This window comes from Paenibacillus sp. 01T443 (assembly GCF_056398325.1).
In genome coordinates this window covers 453,469-476,858 of record NZ_JBFTPE010000001.1, presented here as the reverse complement: position 1 = coordinate 476,858, position 23,390 = coordinate 453,469, and the positions used below count along the sequence as shown (strand labels likewise).

General features: G+C 48.4%; 21 protein-coding genes. 20 read left to right on the top strand and 1 reads right to left on the bottom strand.

Translation table 11 applies throughout. The features are described 5' to 3' along the window. Positions 1–21 precede the first annotated feature (21 nt). The 18 genes from gpr to AC1DLI_RS02240 all read left to right on the top strand — a co-directional run bounded on the left by gpr (position 22) and on the right by AC1DLI_RS02240 (position 17,347). Positions 22–963, top strand: a complete 942-nt coding sequence (gene gpr / locus AC1DLI_RS02325; RefSeq protein WP_374992137.1) for a GPR endopeptidase — start codon at positions 22–24, stop codon at positions 961–963. 212 nt (positions 964–1,175) lie between these two features. Next, complete coding sequence (gene spoIIP, locus AC1DLI_RS02320) at positions 1,176–2,453, top strand: stage II sporulation protein P (protein WP_477599228.1); 1,278 nt, start codon at positions 1,176–1,178, stop codon at positions 2,451–2,453. A 36-nt stretch (positions 2,454–2,489) separates the two neighbouring features. Continuing rightward, positions 2,490–2,930, top strand: a complete 441-nt coding sequence (locus AC1DLI_RS02315; protein ID WP_477599226.1) for a hypothetical protein — start codon at positions 2,490–2,492, stop codon at positions 2,928–2,930. 80 nt (positions 2,931–3,010) lie between these two features. Further along, positions 3,011–4,828 carry a translation elongation factor 4 gene (gene lepA / locus AC1DLI_RS02310; protein ID WP_308997875.1) on the top strand — a complete coding sequence of 606 codons (1,818 nt, stop codon included), beginning with the start codon at positions 3,011–3,013 and terminating at the stop codon, positions 4,826–4,828. 143 nt (positions 4,829–4,971) lie between these two features. Further along, on the top strand, positions 4,972–6,132 hold the full coding sequence (gene hemW, locus AC1DLI_RS02305; protein WP_477599223.1) for a radical SAM family heme chaperone HemW: 1,161 nt from the start codon (positions 4,972–4,974) through the stop codon (positions 6,130–6,132). Between the two features lie 92 nt (positions 6,133–6,224). Then, entirely contained in the window at positions 6,225–6,695 is a 471-nt protein-coding gene (locus AC1DLI_RS02300; RefSeq protein ID WP_308997873.1) for an N-acetyltransferase, read from the top strand. A 227-nt stretch (positions 6,696–6,922) separates the two neighbouring features. Next, a complete protein-coding gene (locus AC1DLI_RS02295) occupies positions 6,923–7,198 on the top strand; it encodes a hypothetical protein (RefSeq protein ID WP_477599221.1) in 276 nt (91 codons plus the stop codon). A 148-nt stretch (positions 7,199–7,346) separates the two neighbouring features. After that, positions 7,347–8,372, top strand: coding sequence for a heat-inducible transcriptional repressor HrcA (gene hrcA / locus AC1DLI_RS02290; protein WP_477599219.1), 1,026 nt, complete (start codon positions 7,347–7,349; stop codon positions 8,370–8,372). 59 nt (positions 8,373–8,431) lie between these two features. Further along, the gene (gene grpE, locus AC1DLI_RS02285) at positions 8,432–8,992 is read left to right on the top strand and encodes a nucleotide exchange factor GrpE (RefSeq protein ID WP_308997870.1); all 561 of its coding nucleotides are present in this window, start codon (positions 8,432–8,434) and stop codon (positions 8,990–8,992) included. Positions 8,993–9,075: 83 nt separating this feature from the next. Next, entirely contained in the window at positions 9,076–10,905 is a 1,830-nt protein-coding gene (gene dnaK / locus AC1DLI_RS02280) for a molecular chaperone DnaK (RefSeq protein ID WP_308997869.1), read from the top strand. 104 nt (positions 10,906–11,009) lie between these two features. Continuing rightward, positions 11,010–12,140 carry a molecular chaperone DnaJ gene (gene dnaJ / locus AC1DLI_RS02275; protein WP_308997868.1) on the top strand — a complete coding sequence of 377 codons (1,131 nt, stop codon included), beginning with the start codon at positions 11,010–11,012 and terminating at the stop codon, positions 12,138–12,140. Positions 12,141–12,250: 110 nt separating this feature from the next. Beyond that, the gene (locus tag AC1DLI_RS02270) at positions 12,251–12,409 is read left to right on the top strand and encodes a YfhD family protein (protein WP_308997867.1); all 159 of its coding nucleotides are present in this window, start codon (positions 12,251–12,253) and stop codon (positions 12,407–12,409) included. Beyond that, positions 12,409–12,627 carry a hypothetical protein gene (locus AC1DLI_RS02265; protein WP_308997866.1) on the top strand — a complete coding sequence of 73 codons (219 nt, stop codon included), beginning with the start codon at positions 12,409–12,411 and terminating at the stop codon, positions 12,625–12,627. The genes AC1DLI_RS02270 and AC1DLI_RS02265 overlap by 1 nt, the downstream gene beginning before the upstream one ends. 202 nt (positions 12,628–12,829) lie before the next feature. After that, the gene (gene prmA / locus AC1DLI_RS02260) at positions 12,830–13,828 is read left to right on the top strand and encodes a 50S ribosomal protein L11 methyltransferase (protein WP_477599215.1); all 999 of its coding nucleotides are present in this window, start codon (positions 12,830–12,832) and stop codon (positions 13,826–13,828) included. Then, a complete protein-coding gene (locus AC1DLI_RS02255; protein WP_477599213.1) occupies positions 13,828–14,502 on the top strand; it encodes a site-2 protease family protein in 675 nt (224 codons plus the stop codon). Before prmA ends, AC1DLI_RS02255 begins: the two co-directional genes overlap by 1 nt. Positions 14,503–14,625: 123 nt before the next feature. Beyond that, positions 14,626–15,402: an RsmE family RNA methyltransferase gene (locus AC1DLI_RS02250; RefSeq protein ID WP_477599211.1), complete on the top strand. Its 777-nt coding sequence runs from the start codon at positions 14,626–14,628 to the stop codon at positions 15,400–15,402. A gap of 5 nt (positions 15,403–15,407) precedes the next feature. Further along, positions 15,408–16,799 (top strand): tRNA (N(6)-L-threonylcarbamoyladenosine(37)-C(2))-methylthiotransferase MtaB, encoded by a 1,392-nt coding sequence (mtaB, locus tag AC1DLI_RS02245; protein WP_477599209.1) that lies wholly within the window; start codon positions 15,408–15,410, stop codon positions 16,797–16,799. A 116-nt stretch (positions 16,800–16,915) separates the two neighbouring features. Then, on the top strand, positions 16,916–17,347 hold the full coding sequence (locus tag AC1DLI_RS02240; protein WP_308997861.1) for an NUDIX hydrolase: 432 nt from the start codon (positions 16,916–16,918) through the stop codon (positions 17,345–17,347). Positions 17,348–17,349: 2 nt separating this feature from the next. Here the strand turns inward: AC1DLI_RS02240 and AC1DLI_RS02235 are convergent, their stop codons facing one another. Further along, positions 17,350–18,324: a Na/Pi cotransporter family protein gene (locus tag AC1DLI_RS02235; protein ID WP_477599207.1), complete on the bottom strand. Its 975-nt coding sequence runs from the start codon at positions 18,322–18,324 to the stop codon at positions 17,350–17,352. 107 nt (positions 18,325–18,431) lie between these two features. Between AC1DLI_RS02235 and AC1DLI_RS02230 the strand changes: the two genes are divergently transcribed. Beyond that, positions 18,432–19,841, top strand: a complete 1,410-nt coding sequence (locus tag AC1DLI_RS02230) for a class I SAM-dependent rRNA methyltransferase (RefSeq protein ID WP_477599205.1) — start codon at positions 18,432–18,434, stop codon at positions 19,839–19,841. Positions 19,842–19,874: 33 nt separating this feature from the next. Beyond that, positions 19,875–23,390, top strand: a complete 3,516-nt coding sequence (gene addB / locus AC1DLI_RS02225) for a helicase-exonuclease AddAB subunit AddB (protein WP_477599203.1) — start codon at positions 19,875–19,877, stop codon at positions 23,388–23,390.

Below are 23,390 nucleotides of genomic sequence, written 5' to 3'. Positions count from 1 at the left end.
TTGGCCCTTGAGGCTAAGGAAATGGCGGAAACACCCCAAGGCGGTCCAATTCCGGGCATACAATCTGAAACGTCTGAAGATGACGGCATCACGATTACACAGCTTCACGTACAAAACGAGCAGGGCTCTGCGGCAATCGGTAAAATGCAAGGTCACTATGTAACGCTTGAGGTGCCGGGCCTTCGCAATGGAGATACAGTCCTTCAGGATCGTGTGGCTACGCAGTTCGCTAAACATTTTGAAGCGTTCCTCGAAAGGCTTTCCATTAGTAAAACCGCACGGGTCCTGATCGTAGGCTTGGGAAACTGGAATGTTACGCCGGATGCGCTGGGGCCGATCGTCGTAGAAAACGTCATGGTTACCCGTCATTATTTTGAACTGATGCCCGATCAAGTCGCGCCTGGTTATCGTCCTGTAAGCGCAGTGGCGCCTGGCGTGCTGGGCATTACGGGTATTGAGTCCAGCGAGATCGTGCACGGCATCGTTGAAAAAACGAAGCCGGATCTCGTCATTGCCATCGATGCGCTTGCATCCAAGGCTGTGGAGCGTGTTAATACGACGATTCAAATTGCGGATACGGGTATTCATCCGGGATCAGGCATCGGGAATAAACGGAAAGGGCTGACAAAAGAGATTTTAGGCGTGCCTGTTATAGCGATCGGCGTTCCCACGGTTGTGTATGCTTCAACAATCGTGAATAACACGCTTGAAATGATGAGCAGCCATTTTAATAAACAAAATGCCAATTCCGATCATATTTTAGGTTTGGTCAACCAGATGGAGGAAAACGAGCGGCTGCAGCTAGTAAGGGAAGTACTAAGTCCGCTGGGTCATGATCTATTGGTTACGCCTAAGGAAATCGATGAATTCATTGAAGATATCGCAAATATCATTGCCAGCGGCCTAAACGCATCGCTTCATGAGGCCGTAGATTCAAGCAATGTAGCTGCTTATACGCATTAAACGCAAATAGATGTACTTACAGCGAGGGCTGTCTAGAAGCTGACAAAGCTTTTGGACAGCCTTTTGTATTTGTTTCAATACACTCCTTATTGAATATCGAATCTATTACTTCCGATTCTTTCATTTGGCCGGGGTTCTATGAACTCTATCACTCTCATAGATTAGTAGTAACTAAAGCCACTGTTACAAAAAAGCGGGAGGTATGACAGCTTATGAAACGAAAGATCATGCTGCTTGATTTAGGAAGAGAAAGTAAACGGATGAGACATTTACTAGTGACGGGACGTACGTTCGCGTTGCTCTCTTTTTTCTCTATGGTGTTTTTTGTCATGCTGGGCGTTGCAGGCATGGCGCATCAGCAAACGACCGCGTCACCGGTCAATTCGATGAAAGGATTCGCTGCTGCTGTATCCAGCGGGTTTTTTGGGGATATGCTAGAGATGGAAATGCCTGCTTTTCAGAGCAGCCGGGAAACCGAGTCCTTCACGACAAAGCAGATTAGTTCTTTGTTGATGCGAGCTTTGACAGATATTAATCCAAATGATCCGATGAGCTTGCTTGCGGGCGAGCTGCCCGGCTTGAGCGCAAATGACGCTTTCCTCATCCGCAAAGGCATCGGAACAGACACTGCTGTAGGGCCGGAGGATAACGCTCCTATCACCTATGACCCGCTAGGAGGTCTAGAAGAGGGGGATGGCACCGATGTAACAGACGGCGGATCGAATACGGACAAGGATCCTGATCAGCTGCCTGTTTCAACGGAAAAGCCGGACGAAACGGATGACGGCGGCAATGACTCCGGTGATAAAGGGGGAACGGAGAAACCGACGACTGGCGGCTCGAAGGTGGTTTTTGTATACCACTCGCATAATCGCGAATCCTGGTATCCCGAGCTGACGGATAAATCGAAGGATCCTAATTCCAGCACAAAAAACATTACGCTGGTCGGCAAGCGGCTTGCGGAGAAGCTGGAGGAAGAAGGGGTCGGCGCACAGCATTCCGACACGGATTATCCTACAGCCATTAAAAATTACAGATGGGAATTATCCTATAAATATTCGATGAAAACCATAAAGGAAGCGATCGCGAGCAGCAAGGACTTGAAATTTTTCTTTGATCTTCACCGCGATTCGCAAAAAAGGAAATATACGACGATCGATATTGATGGGAAAAGCTATGCACAGGTTTATTTTATCATCGGACATAAAAACCCGAATTGGGAGAAGAACGAAGCATTCGCAACCAAAATACATGAAGCGCTGGATAAAAAATACCCGGGTATATCGCGCGGGATTTGGGGGAAAACTGCCGCATCCGGCAACGCGGAATACAATCAATCGCTTGCCGAGGACAATGTGCTGATCGAAGTTGGTGGCGTAGACAATACGCTAGAGGAGTCCTATCGGACTGCGGATGCGCTCGCGGAAGTTATCTCGGACATTTATTGGGAGGAAGAGAAGGCGTCGGCAGGCAAAGGGAAGGCGAGCTAGCGTTATTTTTGTTTAAAAGAAAGGAAGGTTGAGCAAATGAAATCTAATGCGCTGAAATGGACAGTGCTAGGAGGCGCTTTGGCGATAATCGTGATGTACGGAATTGATATGTCCTCACATGGCATTGAGCGAATCTATGGGCCGATTGAAGGTGCGGATGAATATACAGAAATTTTGCAGCCCGAGGTGACCGTGACCCCGGTCGAGACATTCGAGACGGAGCAGCAGCAAAAAATAGCCAAGCTCGAAAAGGAACTTGAGGAATTAAAGCGGATTGCTTCGGGGGTGGATTCCGAAAATCCGTCCGAGACTGCCGATAAATCGCCGGAATTAAATGAACGCTTGCCAGGCGTACCGCTCCAGAATGATCAGCCGGCCGTGAATCGAATAGCGGATTCAACATCAGGATTGCTGCAAAATATGTCGAGCGAAGGCATTCGGATGGTCGTTTCGATCTTTGACGGTTTGACCAAGTGATAATGAACATTGCTGGTATTCCCCTTAACTGATATAATAGGAGGAATGATTAGCATTATTGGAAATTGTGGGGGTTAGGCATGACTGACGTACGTGACCGACAAAAGAGAATTAGGAATTTTTCCATTATCGCGCATATAGACCACGGAAAATCGACCCTTGCTGACCGGATTTTAGAATTTACCGGCGCGCTGTCTTCTCGCGAGATGCAAGAGCAAGTGCTTGACCAGATGGATCTGGAACGGGAGCGCGGGATTACCATCAAGCTGCAAGCCGTTCGTCTAGCTTATATTGCGGATGACGGCGTTGAGTATATACTCAATTTGATCGATACGCCAGGACACGTCGATTTTACATACGAGGTTTCCCGAAGTTTGGCGGCTTGTGAAGGCGCGCTGCTCGTAGTTGACGCTGCACAAGGTATTGAGGCTCAAACGCTGGCCAATGTTTATTTGGCTTTAGACAACAACCTGGAGATCGTTCCGGTTATCAACAAGATCGATTTGCCAAGCGCCGAGCCTGAACGGGTAAAACAGGAAATCGAAGATGTCATCGGTCTTGACGCGAGCGATGCTGTGCTTGCTTCCGCGAAAGCCGGTATCGGCATCAAGGAAATTTTGGAGCAGGTAGTCGCTAAAATGCCTTCACCGACCGGTGATCCGGATCAGCCGCTCAAAGCACTTATTTTCGATTCCCACTATGATCCGTACAAAGGCGTAATCGTCTATGTTCGGGTTATGGACGGAAGCATCAGAGCTGGCTCGAAAATTCGCTTTATGGCAACTGGAGCTGAATTCGAGGTTATCGAGGTAGGAGCTTTCATGCCGCGTATGTCGATCGTTAAAGAACTGGCGGTCGGCGATGTCGGTTTTATCGTTGCGGGCATCAAGAATGTTAAGGATACGCGTGTCGGCGATACCGTAACCGAAGCGAAGCGTCCTGCGCCGGAACGCTTGCCTGGCTACCGCCAGATCAATCCGATGGTATTCTGCGGACTGTATCCGATTGAAACGCAGGATTATAATGATTTAAGAGATGCGCTCGAGAAGCTGGAGCTTAACGATGCCTCACTCAGATATGAGCCGGAATCTTCAACAGCGCTCGGCTTTGGCTACCGCTGCGGTTTCCTTGGCCTTCTCCACATGGAAATTATTCAAGAACGAATTGAACGGGAGTTTAATATTCCGCTTATTACGACCGCGCCAAGCGTTATTTACAAAATTACGCTGACGAACGGTGAAACGATGGAGATTGATAATCCATCGAATTACCCGGAAGCAGGTAAACTCGATTACGTTGAGGAGCCGTTTGTCAAAGCAGGCATTATCGTGCCGAATGATTATGTAGGAGCGATTATGGAGCTTTGCCAGAACAAGCGCGGCGAATTCGTCAACATGGAGTATTTGGATACGAATCGCGTTACGCTTACCTACAACGTTCCGCTATCCGAAATCGTTTATGATTTCTTCGATCAGTTGAAGTCAAGCACGAAGGGTTATGCTTCATTCGACTACGAGATTAGCGGCTATCGCAGATCCAATTTGGTGAAAATGGACATCATGCTCAACAATGAGCAGGTGGATGCGTTATCCGTTATCGTTCACCGTGATCGTGCATACCAACGCGGCAAGGTGATTTGCGAAAAGCTGAAAGAGCTGATCCCGCGCCAAATGTTCGAGGTGCCTATCCAGGCATCCATCGGAAACAAAGTCATATCTCGTGAAACGGTAAAAGCCATGCGTAAAAACGTTCTTGCCAAATGCTACGGCGGCGATATCAGCCGGAAGCGGAAGCTGCTTGAGAAGCAGAAGGAAGGCAAGAAGCGAATGAAACAAGTAGGTAGTGTAGAGGTGCCGCAGGAAGCGTTCATGGCGGTACTCAAAATCGGCGAGGACTAAGACGTACGAGGATGAGGGAGAGCGCAGCTCTCCCTCTTTTCTATTCCAGTTAGCCATTATTTTATTTATATTTCAATGCGAGACGTGGTCTTTGCCGCTTTGCCGCGGGATCAACCGTTTACGCTTGAAGGAGAAAACGACCGATGACCATCATGCAATCACCACGCGCTTTATATATACACATACCTTTTTGCACGAATAAATGCCATTATTGCGACTTTACCTCCTACGTATTGAAGGGGCAGCCCGTTGATCAGTACTTGGATGCGCTTGAAATGGAAATGCAGCGTACGGTAGCAGAATGGCCTCCTATTGAAATCGATACGGTGTTTGTTGGCGGAGGAACGCCCACTGTTTTGACGCCCCCTCAAATGGAGCGGTTTTTGAAGGCTGTCCGCAAGTATTTTCCGCTTGCGCCGGATGTTGAATTTACTATGGAAGCCAATCCGGGAACAACGGATATCGATAAGCTGACAGCGATGAAAGAAGGCGGTGTCAACCGCATTAGCTTTGGCGTGCAGTCCTTTGACAACAGCTTGCTCGAGCGTATCGGCAGAATCCACAATGTGGAGGATGTTTACCGCAGCATTGAAAATGCCCGCAAAGTAGGCTTCAGTAATTTATCTATCGATTTGATGTTCGGCTTGCCCGGTCAAACGGTAGAACTGCTGCGAGACAGCGTGAATAGGGCGATGGAACTTGGGCTGCCTCATTATTCGATCTATAGTTTGAAGGTAGAAGAAAACACCTTATTCCATAAGCTGTATGAACGCAATGAGCTTCCTTTGCCTCCAGAGGAAGAGGAATTTAATATGTTCATTCTGCTCATGGATATGTTGAAATCAAACGGCTACGCGCATTATGAAATCAGTAATTTTGCAAAGCCTGGTTATGAGAGCCGCCATAATTCCACCTACTGGCGTAATGAGCCTTATTACGGTTTGGGTGCGGGTGCCCATGGTTATGTGAATCGGATGCGTCATGTTAATCTCAAAGGAATTACGCCATATATCGAAGCTGCGGCATCGAAGCTACCTCGACTGGAACAATTCGAGGTGCCGGAAGCTGAGGCGATGGAAGATCTGATGATGGTAGGTCTCAGACTGCTCGAAGGTGTCCCTGCGTCTCGTTTCTCCAAACAATTCTCGGGACAAACGCTGGAGGGGAAATTTGGCGGTATTATTGAGAAATTAATGAATGACGGCCTGCTGGAGGCCGAGAGTACCGAGGATGACACGATTTACCGGTTGACTGACAAAGGCGTGCTGCTCGGCAATGAAGTTTTCGGAGCTTTCATCGGATAAACCGACAAAAATTCTCTTGAGATAAAATTCATTGTGTTGTATATTTATTCATATTGAATTTGAACATGCACCGGGTGGAGGCGAGGGCACTAATGCAGGCAGTACAAGTAGTATGCAGAAAAGCGACAACAGATGATATCGAGACGTTGTTTCAATTAATTAAAGGTTATGCCGAGAAAGGCATTATGCTGCCTCGCACTCGGGAAGCACTCGAATATATGATAGATACATTCGTTGTGGCGGAGATCGGGGATGAGGTTGTCGGCTGCGGTTCCCTGACGAGACTTGGCAAGGATTTAGTGGAAATTCGTTCACTGGGTATGTCAGAGGGCTATAAAGGAGTCGGCATTGGAAGCAAATTGGTCGATGCTCTTATCGAACAAGCAAAAGAACAGCAAATTCCGAAAATCATGGCATTAACGTATGCCGTTTCTTTTTTTGAAAAAAATGGCTTTACAGTTGTCGAAAAGGAAATTTTTCCGGAAAAGGTATGGAAAGATTGCGTCAATTGTCCAAAACAGCTTGCTTGTGATGAGATAGCTGTAATGAAGATGCTGAGCTAAATAACGAGCAAACAGTATTGGCATGCTCCAACATTTAAACTGCTTTCCCATCAGCTCATGAGGATGAGTAATGGAGAAGTGGTTTTTTTGTGCAGTGAAAACCGAGCAAGCCATTTGAATAGCAGAATGGTAGGATCTTGGGAATGTCATAGGTGTTGATAGTAATAAGATGCGTTTTGGTATATAGTCATTGTAGGTGTTTATTGTAATATAGAGGAGAAATAATGATGAGCGAAAAGAATGAGCAATTGATAGCAGTTGAAGATAAGCTTAAGCATGTTACTACCGTGCTGCTAAAGAAGTGGGCAGGCTTAAGCGGGTTTTACGGATTTAAGGCGATGGAGTACGATGAGGTTTTTGCTTTGCTAAACACAAACGGCTGGAAAGTAATTATAGATGATACAGCTTCTCCGAATCGGATTGTAGAGCTTTATCAAGGCGAGAAACGAGTCAGAAAAGAGAAATTTGCAGTAGACGAAGCAGGCAGAGTGCATAAAGTATAGGATGAATACGTACAAAAATGCCGAACTGACTTGACAATCGACAAGTTGGTTTGGTATTTTTGTAGTAATGATTAGCACTCGATTCGATTGAGTGCTAACGAAGGTAAACTGAAATAACGATTAAGACATTTAGGTAGGGGGAATTCGAATGCTGACGGAACGACAACGGATGATTTTACATGCAATTGTGGATGATTATATTCGCTCGGCTGAACCAGTCGGCTCACGCAGTATTTCGAAGCGCGGCGACGTTGGATTCAGTCCCGCAACGATTCGCAATGAAATGGCGGATCTTGAAGAGCTGGGATTCCTTGAACAGCCGCACACGTCAGCAGGACGTGTCCCATCGACCAAAGGCTATCGTTATTATGTCGACCATTTAGTAAAGCTCAGTGAAGTGGATGAAAACGACATTGGTATGGTTCGCTCGTTCGTTACGGACAAAATGAATCAAATGGAGCAAGTCATCCAGCAAACTGCGATGATCCTGTCCAATTTGACCAACTATACATCCATTTTGCTTGGACCGGAAATGTTCAGCACTTCGTTGAAGCATTTTGGGCTTGTGCCGCTAGACCAAACTTCGGCAGTCGCCATTATCGTAACCAACACCGGACATGTTGAAAATCGGACGATTTCGATTCCAGAAGGCCTCAAAATGGAGGATATGGAAAAGGTCGTGAACATTTTGAACACGAGGCTGGTAGGGGTTCCGTTGATCCGTTTAAGGTCAAAGCTTTACACTGAAGTTGGGCAAGAACTTGAACGGCATGTTGATCACTATGAGCAGCTGCTTCAGGTACTGGATCATGCGCTGCAGAATGAAGATGAGCATCGGATCTTCCTCGGTGGAACGACAAACATGCTTACCCAACCTGAGTTCAAGGATGTTGACAAAGTAAAAACGATTTTGGATTTGCTTGACGAGACCCCGGCTATAATGAAAATGTTTACCGGTCTTCCGTCAGGTATACAAGTACGTATCGGGACAGAGAATGACCATAAGGCAATTAGCGATTGCAGTCTTATTACGGCAACCTATGCTATTGATGGCCAATCGCTGGGAACGATCGGCATTCTGGGACCTACACGAATGGAATACGGCAAAGTCATCAGTCTCTTGGATATGATCTCCAAAGATATGGCGGTTCTTTTGGGCCGCTGGTATAAATAGTTTTTATGCCAATGCATATAAAGCCAAGTTTTTTTCGTCATTTATAAGGAGGTGATTGCATGAGTACGAAAGAGCAACAAAATGAAGCGGTTGAAGCTGCGGAAGAAGTAGTATCTGCTGAGCAATCAGATCAAGCATCCGAGGAACCGGCAGGCGAAGGCCAAGAAGAGGATTCGCGGTATGCGGAGCTTGTGAAGCAAGCAGATGAAAGTCAACAGCGTTTCTTGCGCGCACAAGCGGATTTCGACAATTTCCGTCGCCGTACAATGAAGGAAAAAGAAGAACTCGGACAGTACGCATCGATGAAGCTGATCGGTCAGCTGCTGCCGGTTGTAGATAATTTTGAACGAGCGGTTGCCGCTGCCTCCGTCAATGGTGATTTTGAATCACTTGCGAAAGGTGTGGATATGATTTTCCGCCAATTAGAGCAAACGCTGGAGCAGGAAGGCCTGAAAGCCATGAACGTTGTCGGCGAGCCTTTTAATCCGGAATTCCACCAAGCCATTATGCAAGTCGATTCCGATGAGCATGAAGAAGGTATTGTAGTGGAAGAGGTACAGAAAGGTTATATATTGAAAGACAAGGTTTTGCGACCTGCAATGGTTAAAGTTAGCAGCTAAGCTGCAATGATTTTATAAGATAATGAGACACAGTCAGATGATGTCGCATTAAAATACAAATCGAACTAGGAGGAACAATAGCTATGAGTAAAGTAATTGGTATTGACCTTGGTACAACAAACTCTTGCGTAGCAGTAATGGAGGGCGGCGAAGCTGTCGTTATCCCTAACCCGGAAGGCAACCGTACAACGCCTTCAGTAGTAGGTTTCAAAAAGGATGGCGAGCGTGTTGTCGGTGAAACGGCAAAACGTCAAGCGATCACGAATCCTGATCGTACGATCAGCTCGATCAAACGCCATATCGGTACAAATCACAAAGAAAAAATCGACGATAAAGATTATACGCCGCAAGAAATTTCTGCAATCATTTTGCAAAAATTGAAATCCGATGCAGAAGCATACTTAGGTCAACCGGTAACGCAAGCGGTAATTACGGTTCCGGCTTATTTCAACGACAGCCAGCGCCAAGCAACAAAAGATGCTGGTAAAATTGCAGGACTTGAAGTTCTACGTATCGTAAACGAACCAACGGCTGCTGCACTAGCATACGGCCTTGAGAAAACAGAAGACCAAACGATTCTTGTTTATGACCTTGGCGGCGGTACTTTTGACGTATCCATTCTTGAGCTTGGCGATGGATTCTTCGAAGTTAAAGCAACAAGCGGTGACAACAAGCTAGGCGGCGATGATTTTGACCAAGTCATTATCGATCATCTGGTTGCTGAGTTCAAAAAGGATCAAGGCATTGACCTCTCCAAGGATAAAGCGGCTGTTCAACGTCTGAAGGATGCGGCTGAGAAAGCGAAAAAAGAGCTTTCCGGTACGCTGACGTCTGCAATTTCGCTTCCGTTTATTACAATGGTTGATGGCGTTCCACAGCATTTGGAGCTTAGCCTTACCCGCGCAAAATTTGAAGAGCTTGCTGCTGCACTCGTAGAGCGTACGCTTGGACCTACTCGTCAAGCGCTTAGCGATGCAGGCATGACTTCCAACGATATCGATAAAGTTGTACTTGTAGGCGGATCTACACGTATCCCTGCCGTACAAGAAGCTGTTAAAAAATTGATCGGCAAAGATCCGCATAAAGGTGTTAACCCGGATGAGGTTGTTGCTCTTGGCGCAGCTGTTCAAGCGGGTGTTCTCACTGGCGACGTGAAGGACGTTGTATTGCTTGACGTAACTCCATTGTCCCTTGGTATCGAGACTGCAGGTGGCGTGTTCACAAAAATGATCGATCGCAACACGACGATTCCTACGAGCAAATCGCAAGTGTATTCTACTTACGCGGACAATCAACCGGGCGTAGAAATTCACGTATTGCAGGGCGAGCGTTCGATGGCAGCAGGAAACAAAACGCTTGGCCGTTTCACATTGAACGATATTCCTCTTGCACCGCGCGGCGTGCCGCAAATTGAGGTTACGTTTGATATCGATGCCAATGGTATCGTTAACGTATCTGCTCTTGATAAAGGAACAGGCAAGAGCCAAAAAATTACGATCACTTCCTCCAGCGGCTTGAGTGAGGATGAAATTAATCAAATGATGAAGGACGCTGAGCTGAACGCTGAAGAAGACCGCAAACGTCGCGATCTCGTAGAAGCTAAAAACAGCGCTGACCAATTGATCTACTCCGTTGATAAAACGATTAAAGATCTTGGCGATAAAGTGGATGCTTCTGAAATTGAAAAAGCGAATGTTGCTAAAGAAAAAGTAACTGCAGCTCTTGCAACTGACGATCTTGAACAAATTAATAAAGCAGCTGAAGAGTTGACTGAAATCGTTCAACAGCTTTCCGTTAAGCTTTATGAGCAAGCTGCGCAAGCAGGCGAAGGCGCAGAGCCTGAAGCTGGCTCGGCTAAAGGAAAAGATAATGTTGTGGATGCCGATTATGAAGTGGTTGACGACAATAAATAAAGTGTAGCGAGCGAGAGGTCAAAGACAGGCGCTACCTGGCTTTGACCTCCTTTCGTGCGCAAAGGCACAAGGAATCATATGATAGATAGCGGAGGTGAGAACAGGTGGCAAGCAAACGCGATTATTACGATGTGCTGGGTGTCGGCAAGGACGCTTCGGCAGATGAAATTAAAAAGTCTTACCGCAAGCTCGCAAGGGAGTTTCATCCCGATGTGAACAAGGCAGCGGATGCGGAGACGAAGTTCAAGGAAGTGAAGGAAGCGTATGACGTCTTAAGCGATGACGGCAAACGCTCGACGTATGACCGGTTCGGCCATGTTGATCCGAATCAAGGCATGGGCGGCGGAGGCGGCGCTGATTTTGGCGGCGGCTTCGGCGATATTTTCGACATGTTTTTCGGCGGAGGCGGCGGACGCCGCGATCCGAACGCGCCACAGCGTGGTAACGATCTTCAATATACGATGACTGTCGAATTTAAGGAAGCGGTATTTGGCAAGGAAACGGAAATTACGATTCCGCGGACAGAAACCTGCGATACCTGTCATGGTGACGGAGCTAAACCGGGTACGAAACCGGAGACTTGTTCCGTTTGTAAGGGCAGCGGACAGCAAGAGGTTGTTCAAAATACACCGTTCGGTCGTATGGTCAACCGCCGTGCTTGTACGAATTGCAGCGGCACGGGCCGCGTGATCAAAGATAAGTGTACAACTTGTCACGGTGCTGGCAAAGTGAAGCGTCAACGCAAAATCAACATTCGAATTCCTGCCGGCGTAGATGACGGCGCGCAAATTCGGATGTCTGGCGAAGGTGAAGGCGGACTTCGCGGCGGACCTGCCGGCGATTTGTATATTGTCATTCGGGTTAAACCGCATGAGTTTTTCGAGCGTGAAGGCGATGATATTTATTGCGAGGTTCCTCTTACGTTCGTTCAGGCTGCGCTTGGCGATGAGATCGAGATTCCAACGCTGACAGAGAAAATTAAGCTTAAGGTGCCTGCTGGTACGCAAACGGGAACGTATTTTAGACTTAAAGGCAAAGGTGTTCCAAAGCTGCGCGGTTACGGTCAAGGTGATCAGCATGTGAAGGTTACCATCGTTACGCCGACAAGCCTAACGGACGATCAGAAGGAGCTGCTTCGTCAGTTTGGCGGATTAAGCGGTGATGCGGTTTCGAACGACCAGGAGCATCATGAATCTATATTTGAAAAAATGAAAAAGGCGTTCCGCGGTGAATAACCCGGCACGTCTTTTTTTTCTTTTTTTGGCCTGTATAGATTTTGTCGGACAAACATATTCTATTCGGGTAGGAAAACCATACATCTACAAAAACCGGAGGTAATTTAACAATGGCAGAGAATAATAATAACTTGGAAAAGCAAAACTTTGGTAACTTGCCCGTAGGAAAAAATGAGGATGTGGAGTTTTCCGAAGAGCTTGCTGACGAAGCTGATCGCAAAGCCGCACAACGTGCTGCTGCAGCCGATCAACGTAACGAGCAGGAATAATGAGTCAAATTGAAATTCAAGCGACCTTTGAGGGTGAAGGTGCTGCTCAGGAGGCATGGCGTAAGCTGCAAGCCTTGCGTGTCATTGAAGTGAGCGGCTTGCTGGATAGCGGCTTGCTGACGGCAACCGTCGATGAGAGCGTAGCGGATCGTGCGCTGCATCTTATTTCGCAAATAGGCGGAAATGCATCTACGATATTGAATGAACCATTTGAATGAACAATAAAGAGACTGCAGGCTTTATGCCTGCAGTCTCTTTGACGTTACGGCAACATTTGAGAATCTGAGCAATTGTATCATTTTTTTGTGTAAAGGCACTACTCTGGTGTACAATAGATGTTAGGTTTTTAAAGCGAAACGTTTGTCTAGCCGATTGTGGTCGGCAATGGCCGTTTACGATTGTTATTGGAGGATATTACATATGAAATGGCATGAAATTACGATCTCAACAACGGAAGAAGCACAAGAGATGATATCGAACTTTTTGCATGAACTCGGCGCAGGAGGCGTATCTATCGAAGAATCGGGTACATTGAGCAAGCAGCGCGATACATCGCTTGGGCAATGGTATGAGCTTCCGCTTAATGATATTCCAGAAGGCCAAGCGATTATTAAGGGCTATTTTGGAGAAGACACAGACACAGATGCGCTAATTGCGGCGATCAGACCGCGTGTAGAAGAGCTTCGGGAATTCGATATCGATCCCGGTGACGTGGAATACTCGGCGCTTGTGGTTGACGATGAGGATTGGGCTACAGCATGGAAGCAGTATTTCAAGCCGCTTCGTATTTCGGACACGCTGACAATCAAGCCGACATGGGAAGTATACGAGGCAGGCCCTAATGAGCGGATTATTGAGCTTGATCCAGGGATGGCGTTCGGAACGGGAACACACCCTACGACAGCGCTATGCTTGCAGACGCTTGAATCCGTGATCCGCGGCGGAGAAGAAATTATTGATGTTGGAACCGGATCTGGCATTCTCGCTATCGGCGCATGCCGTTTGGGAGCTAAGAGCGTGCTTGCGCTTGACCTTGATCCAATTGCCGTAACCAGTGCAACTGAGAACGTAAGGCTTAACGATCTTTCAGAGCAAGTAGAAGTTAGGCTGAGCGACCTGCTCGGCGTAATCAAGGGAGGCCAAGCAGGGGAAGGGAACGTCTCCGCACTAGTTTCCACCGCAGTTACAGTACCCGTAGATTTAGTTGTTGCTAATATATTGGCAGAAATCATATTGCTCTTCGTTGACGATGTATACGAGGCTCTAAAACCAAATGGCATTTATATTGCTTCCGGCGTATACAAAAACAAAGAGACCGATGTGGAAGAAGGACTGGTTCGTTCAGGCTTTGAAATTATCGAGAAGCGCCGCGATGAGGATTGGATCGCATTCGTAGCGAGAAAGCCGCAGGTGATTTAATGGATTTACAGAGCTTTTTGCGATTTCCGCTTGAAGATTTGCCGTTTATCGTATTAGCCTTGATTATTGCATTCACAGTGCATGAGTTCGCCCATGCCTATAGTGCTTATAAATTCGGTGATGACACCGCCTACAATGCCGGTCGGGTTACGCTTAATCCGCGAGTGCATCTGGACGTTTTAGGTACACTCTTGATCCTCATCGCTGGCTTCGGATGGGCTAAGCCGGTTCCGGTTAACCCGAGTAAATTCAGCAGTCCGCGATTAATGAGCATCATTGTAACGGTCGTAGGACCGTTAAGCAACTTGCTGTTAGGCATTATTGGCGTATTTATTTATGTTGGTCTAGATGCAGCGGGTGTAATGGAATCAAGCTCGCCGGGCGTAAGTCTTGCGATCCAACGATTTTTCAGTTATTTTATCTCTTATAATTTTTTGTTATTTATATTTAATCTAATTCCATTGCCGCCGCTCGATGGATATCGTATCATCGCTGATCTTATGCCGCTTAAAATTCGGTATAAAATGGATCAGAACGTGCAATGGGGAATGTTCATCTTCCTGCTTATCGTGTTTATTCCGCCACTTCGCCGTGTTACGTTGGACCCGATCTTGTCGATAGGGAACACTATGGCTAGCAACACATTAAGAATGGCTTATGAATTGTTTTTCTAGAGATAGCCATGCTCCGTCCATTCACTGGATGTATAAGCTGGCAACCCTTTCTGATAGATTTATGGAAGATAAACATGCTATTATGAAGGATGGAATTTGTTTAAGGGTGGTTGGAAAACAACAATGCAACGATATTTTGTAGCGGCGGAGCAGTTTGGCGACTCCAATGTCCGCATAATTGGTGAAGATGCGCATCATGCCGTCCGGGTGATGCGAACGAAGCCGGGTGATAAGTTTATCGTCAGCGATGGACAGTCCCGGACGGCGCTCGTCGCTGTTTTAGAGGCTACTCCTTTGTTTATAAAGGCTGAAATTGTCGAGATGCTGGACGCGGATAGTGAGCCGAAATGGGATGTAACCATTGCGCAGAGCCTGCCGAAGGGCGATAAGATGGAGCTTGTTATTCAGAAGGGCACGGAGATCGGCGCTTTCGCGTTTATCCCTTTTCAGTCAGAACGAATGATTGTGCAGTATGATGCCAAGAAGGAAGCGAAGCGTATCGAGCGCTGGAGCAAGATCGCGAAGGAAGCTGCGGAACAAGCACATCGCAGCCGCATTCCTGAAATTGAGCCGGTGCACAGCTGGCGCGACCTGATAAAATCGACAGCCAACTTCGATTTGGTGTTGTTTTGCTATGAACGCGAAGGGCATCTTGCCCATGGCAGAGGAATCCGATCTGCGATTCAGGAGTGGACTGGGCGCGGTGACGCGGTCAACCATCCGAAAGTGCTGCTTATCGTCGGTTCTGAAGGTGGTTTCACCGATCGTGAAGCAGCAGAGGCTGAAGCGGCAGGAGCCATATTAGTCGGATTAGGCAGACGAATATTAAGAACGGAAACAGCGGGAATCGTAGGATTAACCTGCTTATTATATGAATCCGGAGAAATGGGAGGAGCGTAACAACTATGCCAACAGTCGCATTTTATACGCTGGGCTGCAAAGTGAACTTCTATGACACAGAAGCGATATGGCAGCTATTCAAAAATGAAGGTTATGAGCAGGTCGATTTTGAAGCGACCGCAGATGTATATTTGATCAACACCTGTACGGTAACTAATACGGGAGATAAGAAGAGCCGTCAAATTATTAGACGGGCTGTCCGTCGTAATCCAGACGCTGTGATTGCAGTGACAGGTTGTTACGCTCAAACATCTCCAGCTGAGATTATGGCTATCGAGGGTGTGGATCTTGTAATCGGAACACAGGATCGTGATAAAATTATGACCTTCGTGAATCAAATTCACGGTGATCGTAAGCCAGTTAATGCTGTAAGGAACATTATGAAGACCCGTGATTTCGAGGAGCTGGATGTTCCGGATTTCTCTGAGCGCACACGTGCCTTTTTGAAAATCCAAGAGGGCTGCAACAATTTCTGCACGTTCTGCATCATCCCTTGGTCACGCGGACTTTCGCGCAGCCGCGCGCCGCAAAGCGTTTTGGAGCAAGCGAAACAGCTTGTTGCTTCCGGCTACAAAGAAATCGTCTTGACGGGCATTCATACCGGCGGTTATGGCGATGATATGGAAAACTATAATTTGACGAGCTTGCTGTGGGATTTAGATAAGGTAGAGGGTCTTGAGCGGATTCGGATCAGCTCCATTGAAGCCAGCCAAATCGACGATGCCATGATCGATGTTCTGAATCGCTCCAGTAAAATGTGCCGTCATCTGCATATTCCGCTTCAAGCCGGAGAAGACTCCGTATTGAAACGGATGCGCCGGAAATACACGACTGCTGAGTTTGCAGCAAAAATTAAAAGACTGCATGAAGCGATGCCTGGCGTTGCCATAACGACGGATGTCATCGTTGGATTCCCGGGCGAAACGGAAGAGATGTTCGAAGAAGGCTTCCGATTCATGGAAGAACTGAAATTTGCCGAAATGCATGTGTTCCCTTATTCGAAACGTACAGGTACGCCAGCTGCCCGAATGGATGAGCAGGTGGATGACGAAGTGAAAAACGAGCGCGTTCATAAGCTGATCGACTTGTCCGAGAAAATGCAGCTTGCGTATGCCAAGCAGTATGTAGGCCAAGTGCTTGACGTCATTCCGGAGCGTGATTATAAGGGTGCGCCCGGAACGGGACTTGTCATGGGTTATACGGATAACTATATTCAAGTCGTATTTGACGGCTCTGAAGAACTGATCGGCAAGCTATGCCGTGTCAAAATTACGGAAGCCGGAGTTAACGAATGTCGTGCAAAACTCGTACGAGTGCTGGACTCGAGCCCTGCTGATCTAAGCGAAGCAGCGCATCACAGCTTCGTGCTGGAGCGTCCAGAAGCGATTAGAGCATAGATAAAGCTATAACAAATGCGGGGATTCCTTTGCTCATCGATTCCTTTTGGAGGAAAAGATGGAGGAATCCTTTGCTGCATATACTATTCATTTAATGCTGCAAGGGGGAAACGGACATGAAGGAAATTTCAGCAGGCGGTGTCGTGTATCGCCGCACTGAGGAAGGAAAGCTGCAAATTCAGCTCATTCAGGATCGATATGGAAAAGTCTCGCTGCCAAAAGGTAAAATGGAGGCCGGCGAAACCATTGAACAAACCGCTTTGCGAGAAATCGTTGAAGAAACAGGTCTTGAAGGAGTAATCATCGCTCCGATTGACCAAATCAAATATAAATATGAGAATGACACATATGGGATAGTCGATAAAGAGGTCCATTATTATTTGGTTGAGGCGGTAGGAGGCTCCCTGCAAGCGCAGGTGGAAGAAATCCGTGGTGTTGACTGGTTTGATCCTCAAGAGGCATGGAAGCGGCAAAAGCAGTCCGGCTACGACAACAATCATCGCATCGTAGCAGGAGCGTTTCAATTGCTAGGGCTGCAAACGGAATAGTATTAGGTAACAGGATCCAGCTTCCGAAATACCCGAAGGTAACAGAAGGGGAGCGCAATCAAGGAGCTTAGGATATTGAAAATCGTTTGGGTATGGGCGATTTGCCCGGGAGTAGACGAGGAAATCCATGCGGATAAGTCAGCAAGCTCGCCGATAAACGGCATAAACAGCAAAGCGCCTCCAGCATTAAGGATGACATGTGACCAAGCCACATATTGACCCGCCTTTGTTCCCCCGATCGAAGCGAGAAGTGCAGTTGCGCAGGTGCCAATATTAGCGCCGAGCACGACGGCAATTCCAAGCTCAATCGGCATTGCGCCAAGCGATACGAAGCCCATAATAATCCCGATAACGGCTGCGCTGCTGTGCACGGCTGCGGTAAGGAGAGCACCGGCTGCGAGTCCCCACCATAGACTGTCGTCCGCTTTGTCTAGAAACCATGTGAACATCGTGCTTTCTTGAACAGCGGGCCCTACGCCCTGCATCATCGCCATACCCGTCAAGAGCAGCGCGAAGCCGCACAAAACGACCGAGGAAGAACGAAGCGAATGGAGCCACCCAGCGCTGCGAATAGCAGGGAATAATCTGATTTCGCCTAGCAGCGCCGTTGACAGCCATAATCCGATGGAGACGATAAGCAAAGGCAAGGCTAGCTTATTTAAATTCAAACCGATTAACTCAGTCGTAATGCATGTTCCGATATTAGTCCCGAGAATAATCCCAAGGGTACGCGGAAATGTCAGTAATCCGGCATTGACCATGCCAATTGAGATGACTGTGACAGCCGTGCTGCTTTGCAGAAATGCGGTCGTAACCGTTCCGATTGCAAGTCCATGGATTGGAGTAGCCGTTGACCGTTCAAGCATGCGGGTCAAATAAGGGCCGGCCAATCGATGGAGGGCAAGCTCCATTAGTTTCATGCCGCACATAAAAACAGAGAAGCCAAGCAGCATGGGGATGAGAATGGATTGAGCCATTGGGTATCTCCTTATTGTTGATTTCGAGTTTTGTCCTATAAATATACATATGCTGCAAGAAAGACAAGCATGACAAGCAAGTCTATTCGAGGGGAAGCGAGATAAACGTGAGCAATTCAAAAATATATCTTCAAAAGGCAAGAAAAAAAAGATTGGAGCAAGGTCACCCTTGGGTTTACGCAACTGAAATCGATCGCTTGGAAGGCGAAGCTAAGCCTGGCGATTTGGTAGATGTGGTTAATCATCAAGGTCGTTATTTGGCAACGGGTTATTGGAATCCCAAATCCCAAATTACCGTTAGAGTGGTCTCCTATGAGCCCATTGCTGAAATGGATGCCGAGTTTTTCCGAAGCAGGCTCCGTCAATGTCAAGAGCACCGTCGCCGCTTTGTTCCGGATTCCGACTGCCGACTCGTATACGGGGAAGCGGATTTTCTGCCCGGACTCGTCGTTGACCGATTCAACAATGTGCTGGTGCTGCAGCTTTTAACACTTGGAATGGATGTTCGCAGAGAAGCATTAATTGAAGCACTAATTGACGTTTTTAAACCGCAGGGGATCTATGAGCGCAGCGATGTCGGCGTGCGCGTACTTGAGGGGCTGGAGGAGCGCACGGGCACGTTATACGGTGAATGCCCGCCTATCATTGAGATCGAGGAAAATGGATTAAAGCTGGAGGTTGATATCGTAGAAGGCCAGAAAACAGGTTATTTCTTCGACCAACGCGAAAACAGAGCTGCTATCGCGCCGCTTATGACTGGCTGGGGAGGCAGGAGCGGGATTCGTCTAGTTGACCGGGATGCTGCGGAATCAGGCCGTATTGAAGCAGCAGATAATACGTTGAATAAGTCAGCGGTATCAGCAGACCTAGTGCCGGTCAACGCAAACGGGAAAATCGTAACCTTTCCTTACTGGGACGGTGCTTCAGTGCTGGAATGTTTCGCTCATACCGGCAGCTTCACGCTGCATGCCTGCAAATACGGTGCCAAGAAGGTAACCTGTCTCGATGTCTCGGAGCATGCCATAGAAACAGCGAAGCGCAATGTCGAACGAAATGGGTTTTCGGAGCGTGTCGAATTTGTCGTTGCCGATGCTTTTGAGTATTTGCGTACTCAAGTAAAAGGAATTGACGATAAAAAGCAGCGCGGCCTTGGCGGTATTGATACCTCTAAGAAGCTGGATGCCGCTGCAGGCCGGACATGGGATGTCGTTATTCTCGATCCTCCGGCTTTCGCGAAGACAAAAAGCGCCGTACCTGGCGCATGCAGGGGCTATAAGGATATCAATCTGCAGGGACTCAAGCTTGTGAACGAAGGCGGGTATCTTGTAACCGCAAGCTGCTCCTACCACATGCGTCCCGAATTATTTCTGGAGACGATCCAAGAGGCCGCTATGGACGCAGGAAAGCTATTGCGTTTAGTGGAGTGGCGTGCCGCAGGCAAGGATCATCCGCAGCTGCTGGGAGTGAATGAAGGCCATTACTTGAAATTCGCGATTTTTGAAGTGAGAAGCAAATAATCGCGTTTAATCGAAAAGACGGGAGAGCTGCACATGACGCTTCGCTTTGTCATCGGGCGTTCGGGATCCGGTAAAACATCCTATTGCTTGAATGAAATAAGAGAGCAGCTGCATATAGAGCCGGACGGACCGCCGCTCGTCATGCTCGTTCCGGAACAGGCTACCTTTCAGACGGAATATGCATTGCTGCAAAATGGCGATTTAAACGGCACGATCAGGGCACAGGCGCTTAGCTTCCGGCGTCTGGCTTTCCGGGTCATGCAGGAAACCGGCGGTACGGCTCTCGTTCCGATCGGTGATACAGGGAAGCATATGCTTCTCTACAAAATCGTTCATCGACTAGGGAATCAACTGGAATTGTTTCAAAGCGGCGCAGAGCAGCCTGGATTCATTGACAGGCTTGCCGAGCTGCTGACCGAATGGAAACGGTATGGGATTGATTCGGAGCTCTTACAGGCCAAGCAGGACGCTGCGGCGTCAGGCGTAGAGCATTCTAGTTTATTGAAACGGAAGCTGCATGATTTGCAGCTTATTTATAATCAGATGGAGCAGGAACTCGCGGGCATGTATATTGACGCCGAGGATTATTTGCGTTATTTGAAAAATGGCTTTGCCCATGCCGATGCTATGCGTGGGGTTCAAATATGGGTTGACGGCTTTTATGGCTTTACCCCAACTGAGTATGAGGCTTTAGGTGTGTTAATCGCATCCTCCGCACAGGTGACGGTTACATTAACGCTTAACCGGCCTTATGGAATAGGAGAGCAGCCGCATGAGCTGGATCTGTTCCATCCAACAGCTGAAACTTACAACACGCTAATGGCGCTGGCAGCCTCACACAACGTTGAAGCTGAGGAACCGATTATGCTGGGCGAAAGCCCACCGATCCGTTTTAAGCGCAGTCCAATGCTTGCTCATTTGGAGAAGCATTATAGTGAACGGATTCCGATGCTGCTCACAGATCGAGCTGTGCTCGATTGCGAGGATTCTCGCTGCGGGGTATCGCTGCATGCAGCGGCTAACCGGAGGGCCGAGGTTGAGGCCGTCGCCCGCGACATCGTGCGCAGAGCGAGATCAGAAGAGCTTCGCTGGCGGGATATCGCAGTGATGGTTCGTAATGCGGAGGATTACACCGACTATATCGGGCTTGTTTTTGCCGATAACGGCATTCCCTATTTTGTCGATCAGAAGGAAAAGGCTGTTCATCATCCGCTCATTGAGTTCATCCGCTCAGCCCTAGAGACGGTATTGTTTGGCTGGCGATATGATGCGGTGTTCCGCTGCGTAAAAACCGAAATGCTGTTCCCTATGGATGGCAGCTTGCTTAGGGAATGGTTTGACCTGCTGGAGAATTACGCCTTGGCAGCTGGTATTGATGGGTGGAAATGGCTTGATAACAAGCGCTGGCATCCGTTAGTCCCGGTATCGCTGGATGACGATGAAGATATAGAGACCAAAATCAGTGAAAAAGCACAGCGGGAATTCGATATCGTGCTTGCTGCCAAAGAGGCTGTTGTGCCGCCGCTGCGCCGCTTTGGAGAAGCTTTGAAGAAAGCGAATAACGTCCAAGAAATGTGCGAAGCGTTGTACCGTCTCCTAGAGCATTCTGAAGCCGCGGATCGTTTGGAGCGTTGGGGCATACAGGACATACAGGCCGGTAAAACGCAGCGAGGAAGAAGCCATAGGCAGCTGTGGGACGGTGTCATACAACTGCTGGACCAACTTGTGGAGCTGGCAGGACAGCAATCCGTTTCGCCAGAGCTCTTCTCGGGCATGGTCGAAGCGGGATTGGACAGCTTGAAGCTTGCAGCCGTCCCTCCCGCGCTTGATCAGGTATTGATCGGGAGCATGGACCGGACGAGGTCCGGCCATGTGCAGGTATGTTATGTGCTCGGCGCCAATGACGGTGTTATGCCAATGCGCGTGAAAGAGGACGGTATTCTGACCGAAGCGGAAAGGGAGCGGCTCGCGGAGGACGGCATGGCCATGGCACCGGGTGTCCGTCGACGATTGCTCGATGAACGGTTTATGATCTATAACGCCCTGACTACGCCAAGCCGCCATTTATGGCTAAGCTGGGCTCAGGCGGATGAGGAAGGCAAGAGCTTGCTTCCCTCTGAGATCGTTCGCCATGTTCGGCAGCTGTTCCCTGGTATTCCAGTACAAAGCGTCGCCGCAGAGCCATCTCCGAACATGCCCATCGCGGAGCAAAGGATGTTCGTGTCGCAGCCTCAGCGAACGATGTCCTATATGATCGGCGCTATTCGAAAATGGCAGCAGGGTTCGGACATCGCGCCTTTTTGGTGGGATATGTACAATTGGTATGCCATCCGGCCGGAATGGCAGTTAAAGCTTCAGCTCCTTACAGGCTCGCTGACCTATGAGAACAAGGCGAATTTCCTTACTAAGGACACAGCTAGAGAGCTTTATGGAGCGCGATTGCAAGTCAGCGTTTCACGGATGGAACGTTTTGTATCCTGTCCTTTCCAGCATTTTGCGATACATGGCTTAAGGCTCCGGGAGAGAAAGCTTTACCGGCTTGACGCTCCTGACGTAGGGCAGCTGTTCCATGCGGCGCTGAGCAAGCTGGCGACAGGGTTAGGAGGCGGATGGGGCAAGGCGTCCGAAGCGGAGCTGAAGGCCGTCGTCTCGCAAACCGTCGACGAGCTGGTTCCAAAGCTGCAATCTCAAATTCTGCTTAGCAGCAGCCGGTTTAAGTACATCGCCCGAAAGCTGAAGGAGATTGTTGGACAAGCGGCGTTCATGCTGGGCGAACATGCGAGGAGAGCACAATTTCAGCCTGTTGGGACCGAGGTCGATTTTGGCCCTGACGGTACGCTGCCTTCTCTTCGCATTCCGCTTGAAGCTGGCGGGGAAATCGAAATTATCGGGAGAATTGACCGTGTTGACGCAGCGGAGACAGAGGAAGGTCTGCTGCTGCGCGTGCTTGATTACAAATCGAGCTCGACACATCTTAGACTGGAGGAGGTCGCATACGGCCTATCCCTCCAAATGCTTACTTATCTCGACGTTTTGGTAACGCATGCCACCGAATGGCTGGGGCAGCCTGCTTCTCCGGCCGGCGTTCTGTATTTCCATGTTCATAATCCTATTTTGGCGCTTACCAACGGTATTAGCCCCGTGGATGCAAATGATCGGCTGCTGAAGCGCTTCAAAATGCGCGGACTCGTTACGGCAGATCCGGAAACGGTGAAGCTGATGGATGATGAATTAGAAACCGGTTATTCAGAGCTGCTTCCGGTTGCCTTGAAGCGTGACGGAAGCTTTTACAGCAGCTCCTCCGTTGTCTCCAATGAGCAATGGGACGTGCTTAGGCATTCTGTGAGAAATACGATTAGCCGGATTGGAAGCTCGATTCAAGCGGGCGATGTATCCATAGAGCCCTATCGCATGGGAACAAAGACTCCCTGTCAGTATTGCGATTATAAAGCCGTCTGTCAGTTCGATGCCCAATTTGACGGTAATGAATATAGGAAGCTGAGCAAGCCTTCGAAGGAAGAGATATGGCAGCAGCTTGAGGGGGAGTAA

What these genes read in the sequence shown, in the direction of transcription:
- gpr (WP_374992137.1), top strand. Translation starts at nt 22, where the DNA reads ATGGCGGAAACACCCCAAGGCGGTCCAATTCCGGGCATACAATCTGAA.
- spoIIP (WP_477599228.1), top strand. Translation starts at nt 1,176, where the DNA reads ATGAAACGAAAGATCATGCTGCTTGATTTAGGAAGAGAAAGTAAACGG.
- AC1DLI_RS02315 (WP_477599226.1), top strand. Translation starts at nt 2,490, where the DNA reads ATGAAATCTAATGCGCTGAAATGGACAGTGCTAGGAGGCGCTTTGGCG.
- lepA (WP_308997875.1), top strand. Translation starts at nt 3,011, where the DNA reads ATGACTGACGTACGTGACCGACAAAAGAGAATTAGGAATTTTTCCATT.
- hemW (WP_477599223.1), top strand. Translation starts at nt 4,972, where the DNA reads ATGACCATCATGCAATCACCACGCGCTTTATATATACACATACCTTTT.
- AC1DLI_RS02300 (WP_308997873.1), top strand. Translation starts at nt 6,225, where the DNA reads ATGCAGGCAGTACAAGTAGTATGCAGAAAAGCGACAACAGATGATATC.
- AC1DLI_RS02295 (WP_477599221.1), top strand. Translation starts at nt 6,923, where the DNA reads ATGAGCGAAAAGAATGAGCAATTGATAGCAGTTGAAGATAAGCTTAAG.
- hrcA (WP_477599219.1), top strand. Translation starts at nt 7,347, where the DNA reads ATGCTGACGGAACGACAACGGATGATTTTACATGCAATTGTGGATGAT.
- grpE (WP_308997870.1), top strand. Translation starts at nt 8,432, where the DNA reads ATGAGTACGAAAGAGCAACAAAATGAAGCGGTTGAAGCTGCGGAAGAA.
- dnaK (WP_308997869.1), top strand. Translation starts at nt 9,076, where the DNA reads ATGAGTAAAGTAATTGGTATTGACCTTGGTACAACAAACTCTTGCGTA.
- AC1DLI_RS02270 (WP_308997867.1), top strand. Translation starts at nt 12,251, where the DNA reads ATGGCAGAGAATAATAATAACTTGGAAAAGCAAAACTTTGGTAACTTG.
- AC1DLI_RS02265 (WP_308997866.1), top strand. Translation starts at nt 12,409, where the DNA reads ATGAGTCAAATTGAAATTCAAGCGACCTTTGAGGGTGAAGGTGCTGCT.
- prmA (WP_477599215.1), top strand. Translation starts at nt 12,830, where the DNA reads ATGAAATGGCATGAAATTACGATCTCAACAACGGAAGAAGCACAAGAG.
- AC1DLI_RS02255 (WP_477599213.1), top strand. Translation starts at nt 13,828, where the DNA reads ATGGATTTACAGAGCTTTTTGCGATTTCCGCTTGAAGATTTGCCGTTT.
- AC1DLI_RS02250 (WP_477599211.1), top strand. Translation starts at nt 14,626, where the DNA reads ATGCAACGATATTTTGTAGCGGCGGAGCAGTTTGGCGACTCCAATGTC.
- mtaB (WP_477599209.1), top strand. Translation starts at nt 15,408, where the DNA reads ATGCCAACAGTCGCATTTTATACGCTGGGCTGCAAAGTGAACTTCTAT.
- AC1DLI_RS02240 (WP_308997861.1), top strand. Translation starts at nt 16,916, where the DNA reads ATGAAGGAAATTTCAGCAGGCGGTGTCGTGTATCGCCGCACTGAGGAA.
- AC1DLI_RS02235 (WP_477599207.1), bottom strand. Translation starts at nt 18,324, where the DNA reads ATGGCTCAATCCATTCTCATCCCCATGCTGCTTGGCTTCTCTGTTTTT.
- addB (WP_477599203.1), top strand. Translation starts at nt 19,875, where the DNA reads ATGACGCTTCGCTTTGTCATCGGGCGTTCGGGATCCGGTAAAACATCC.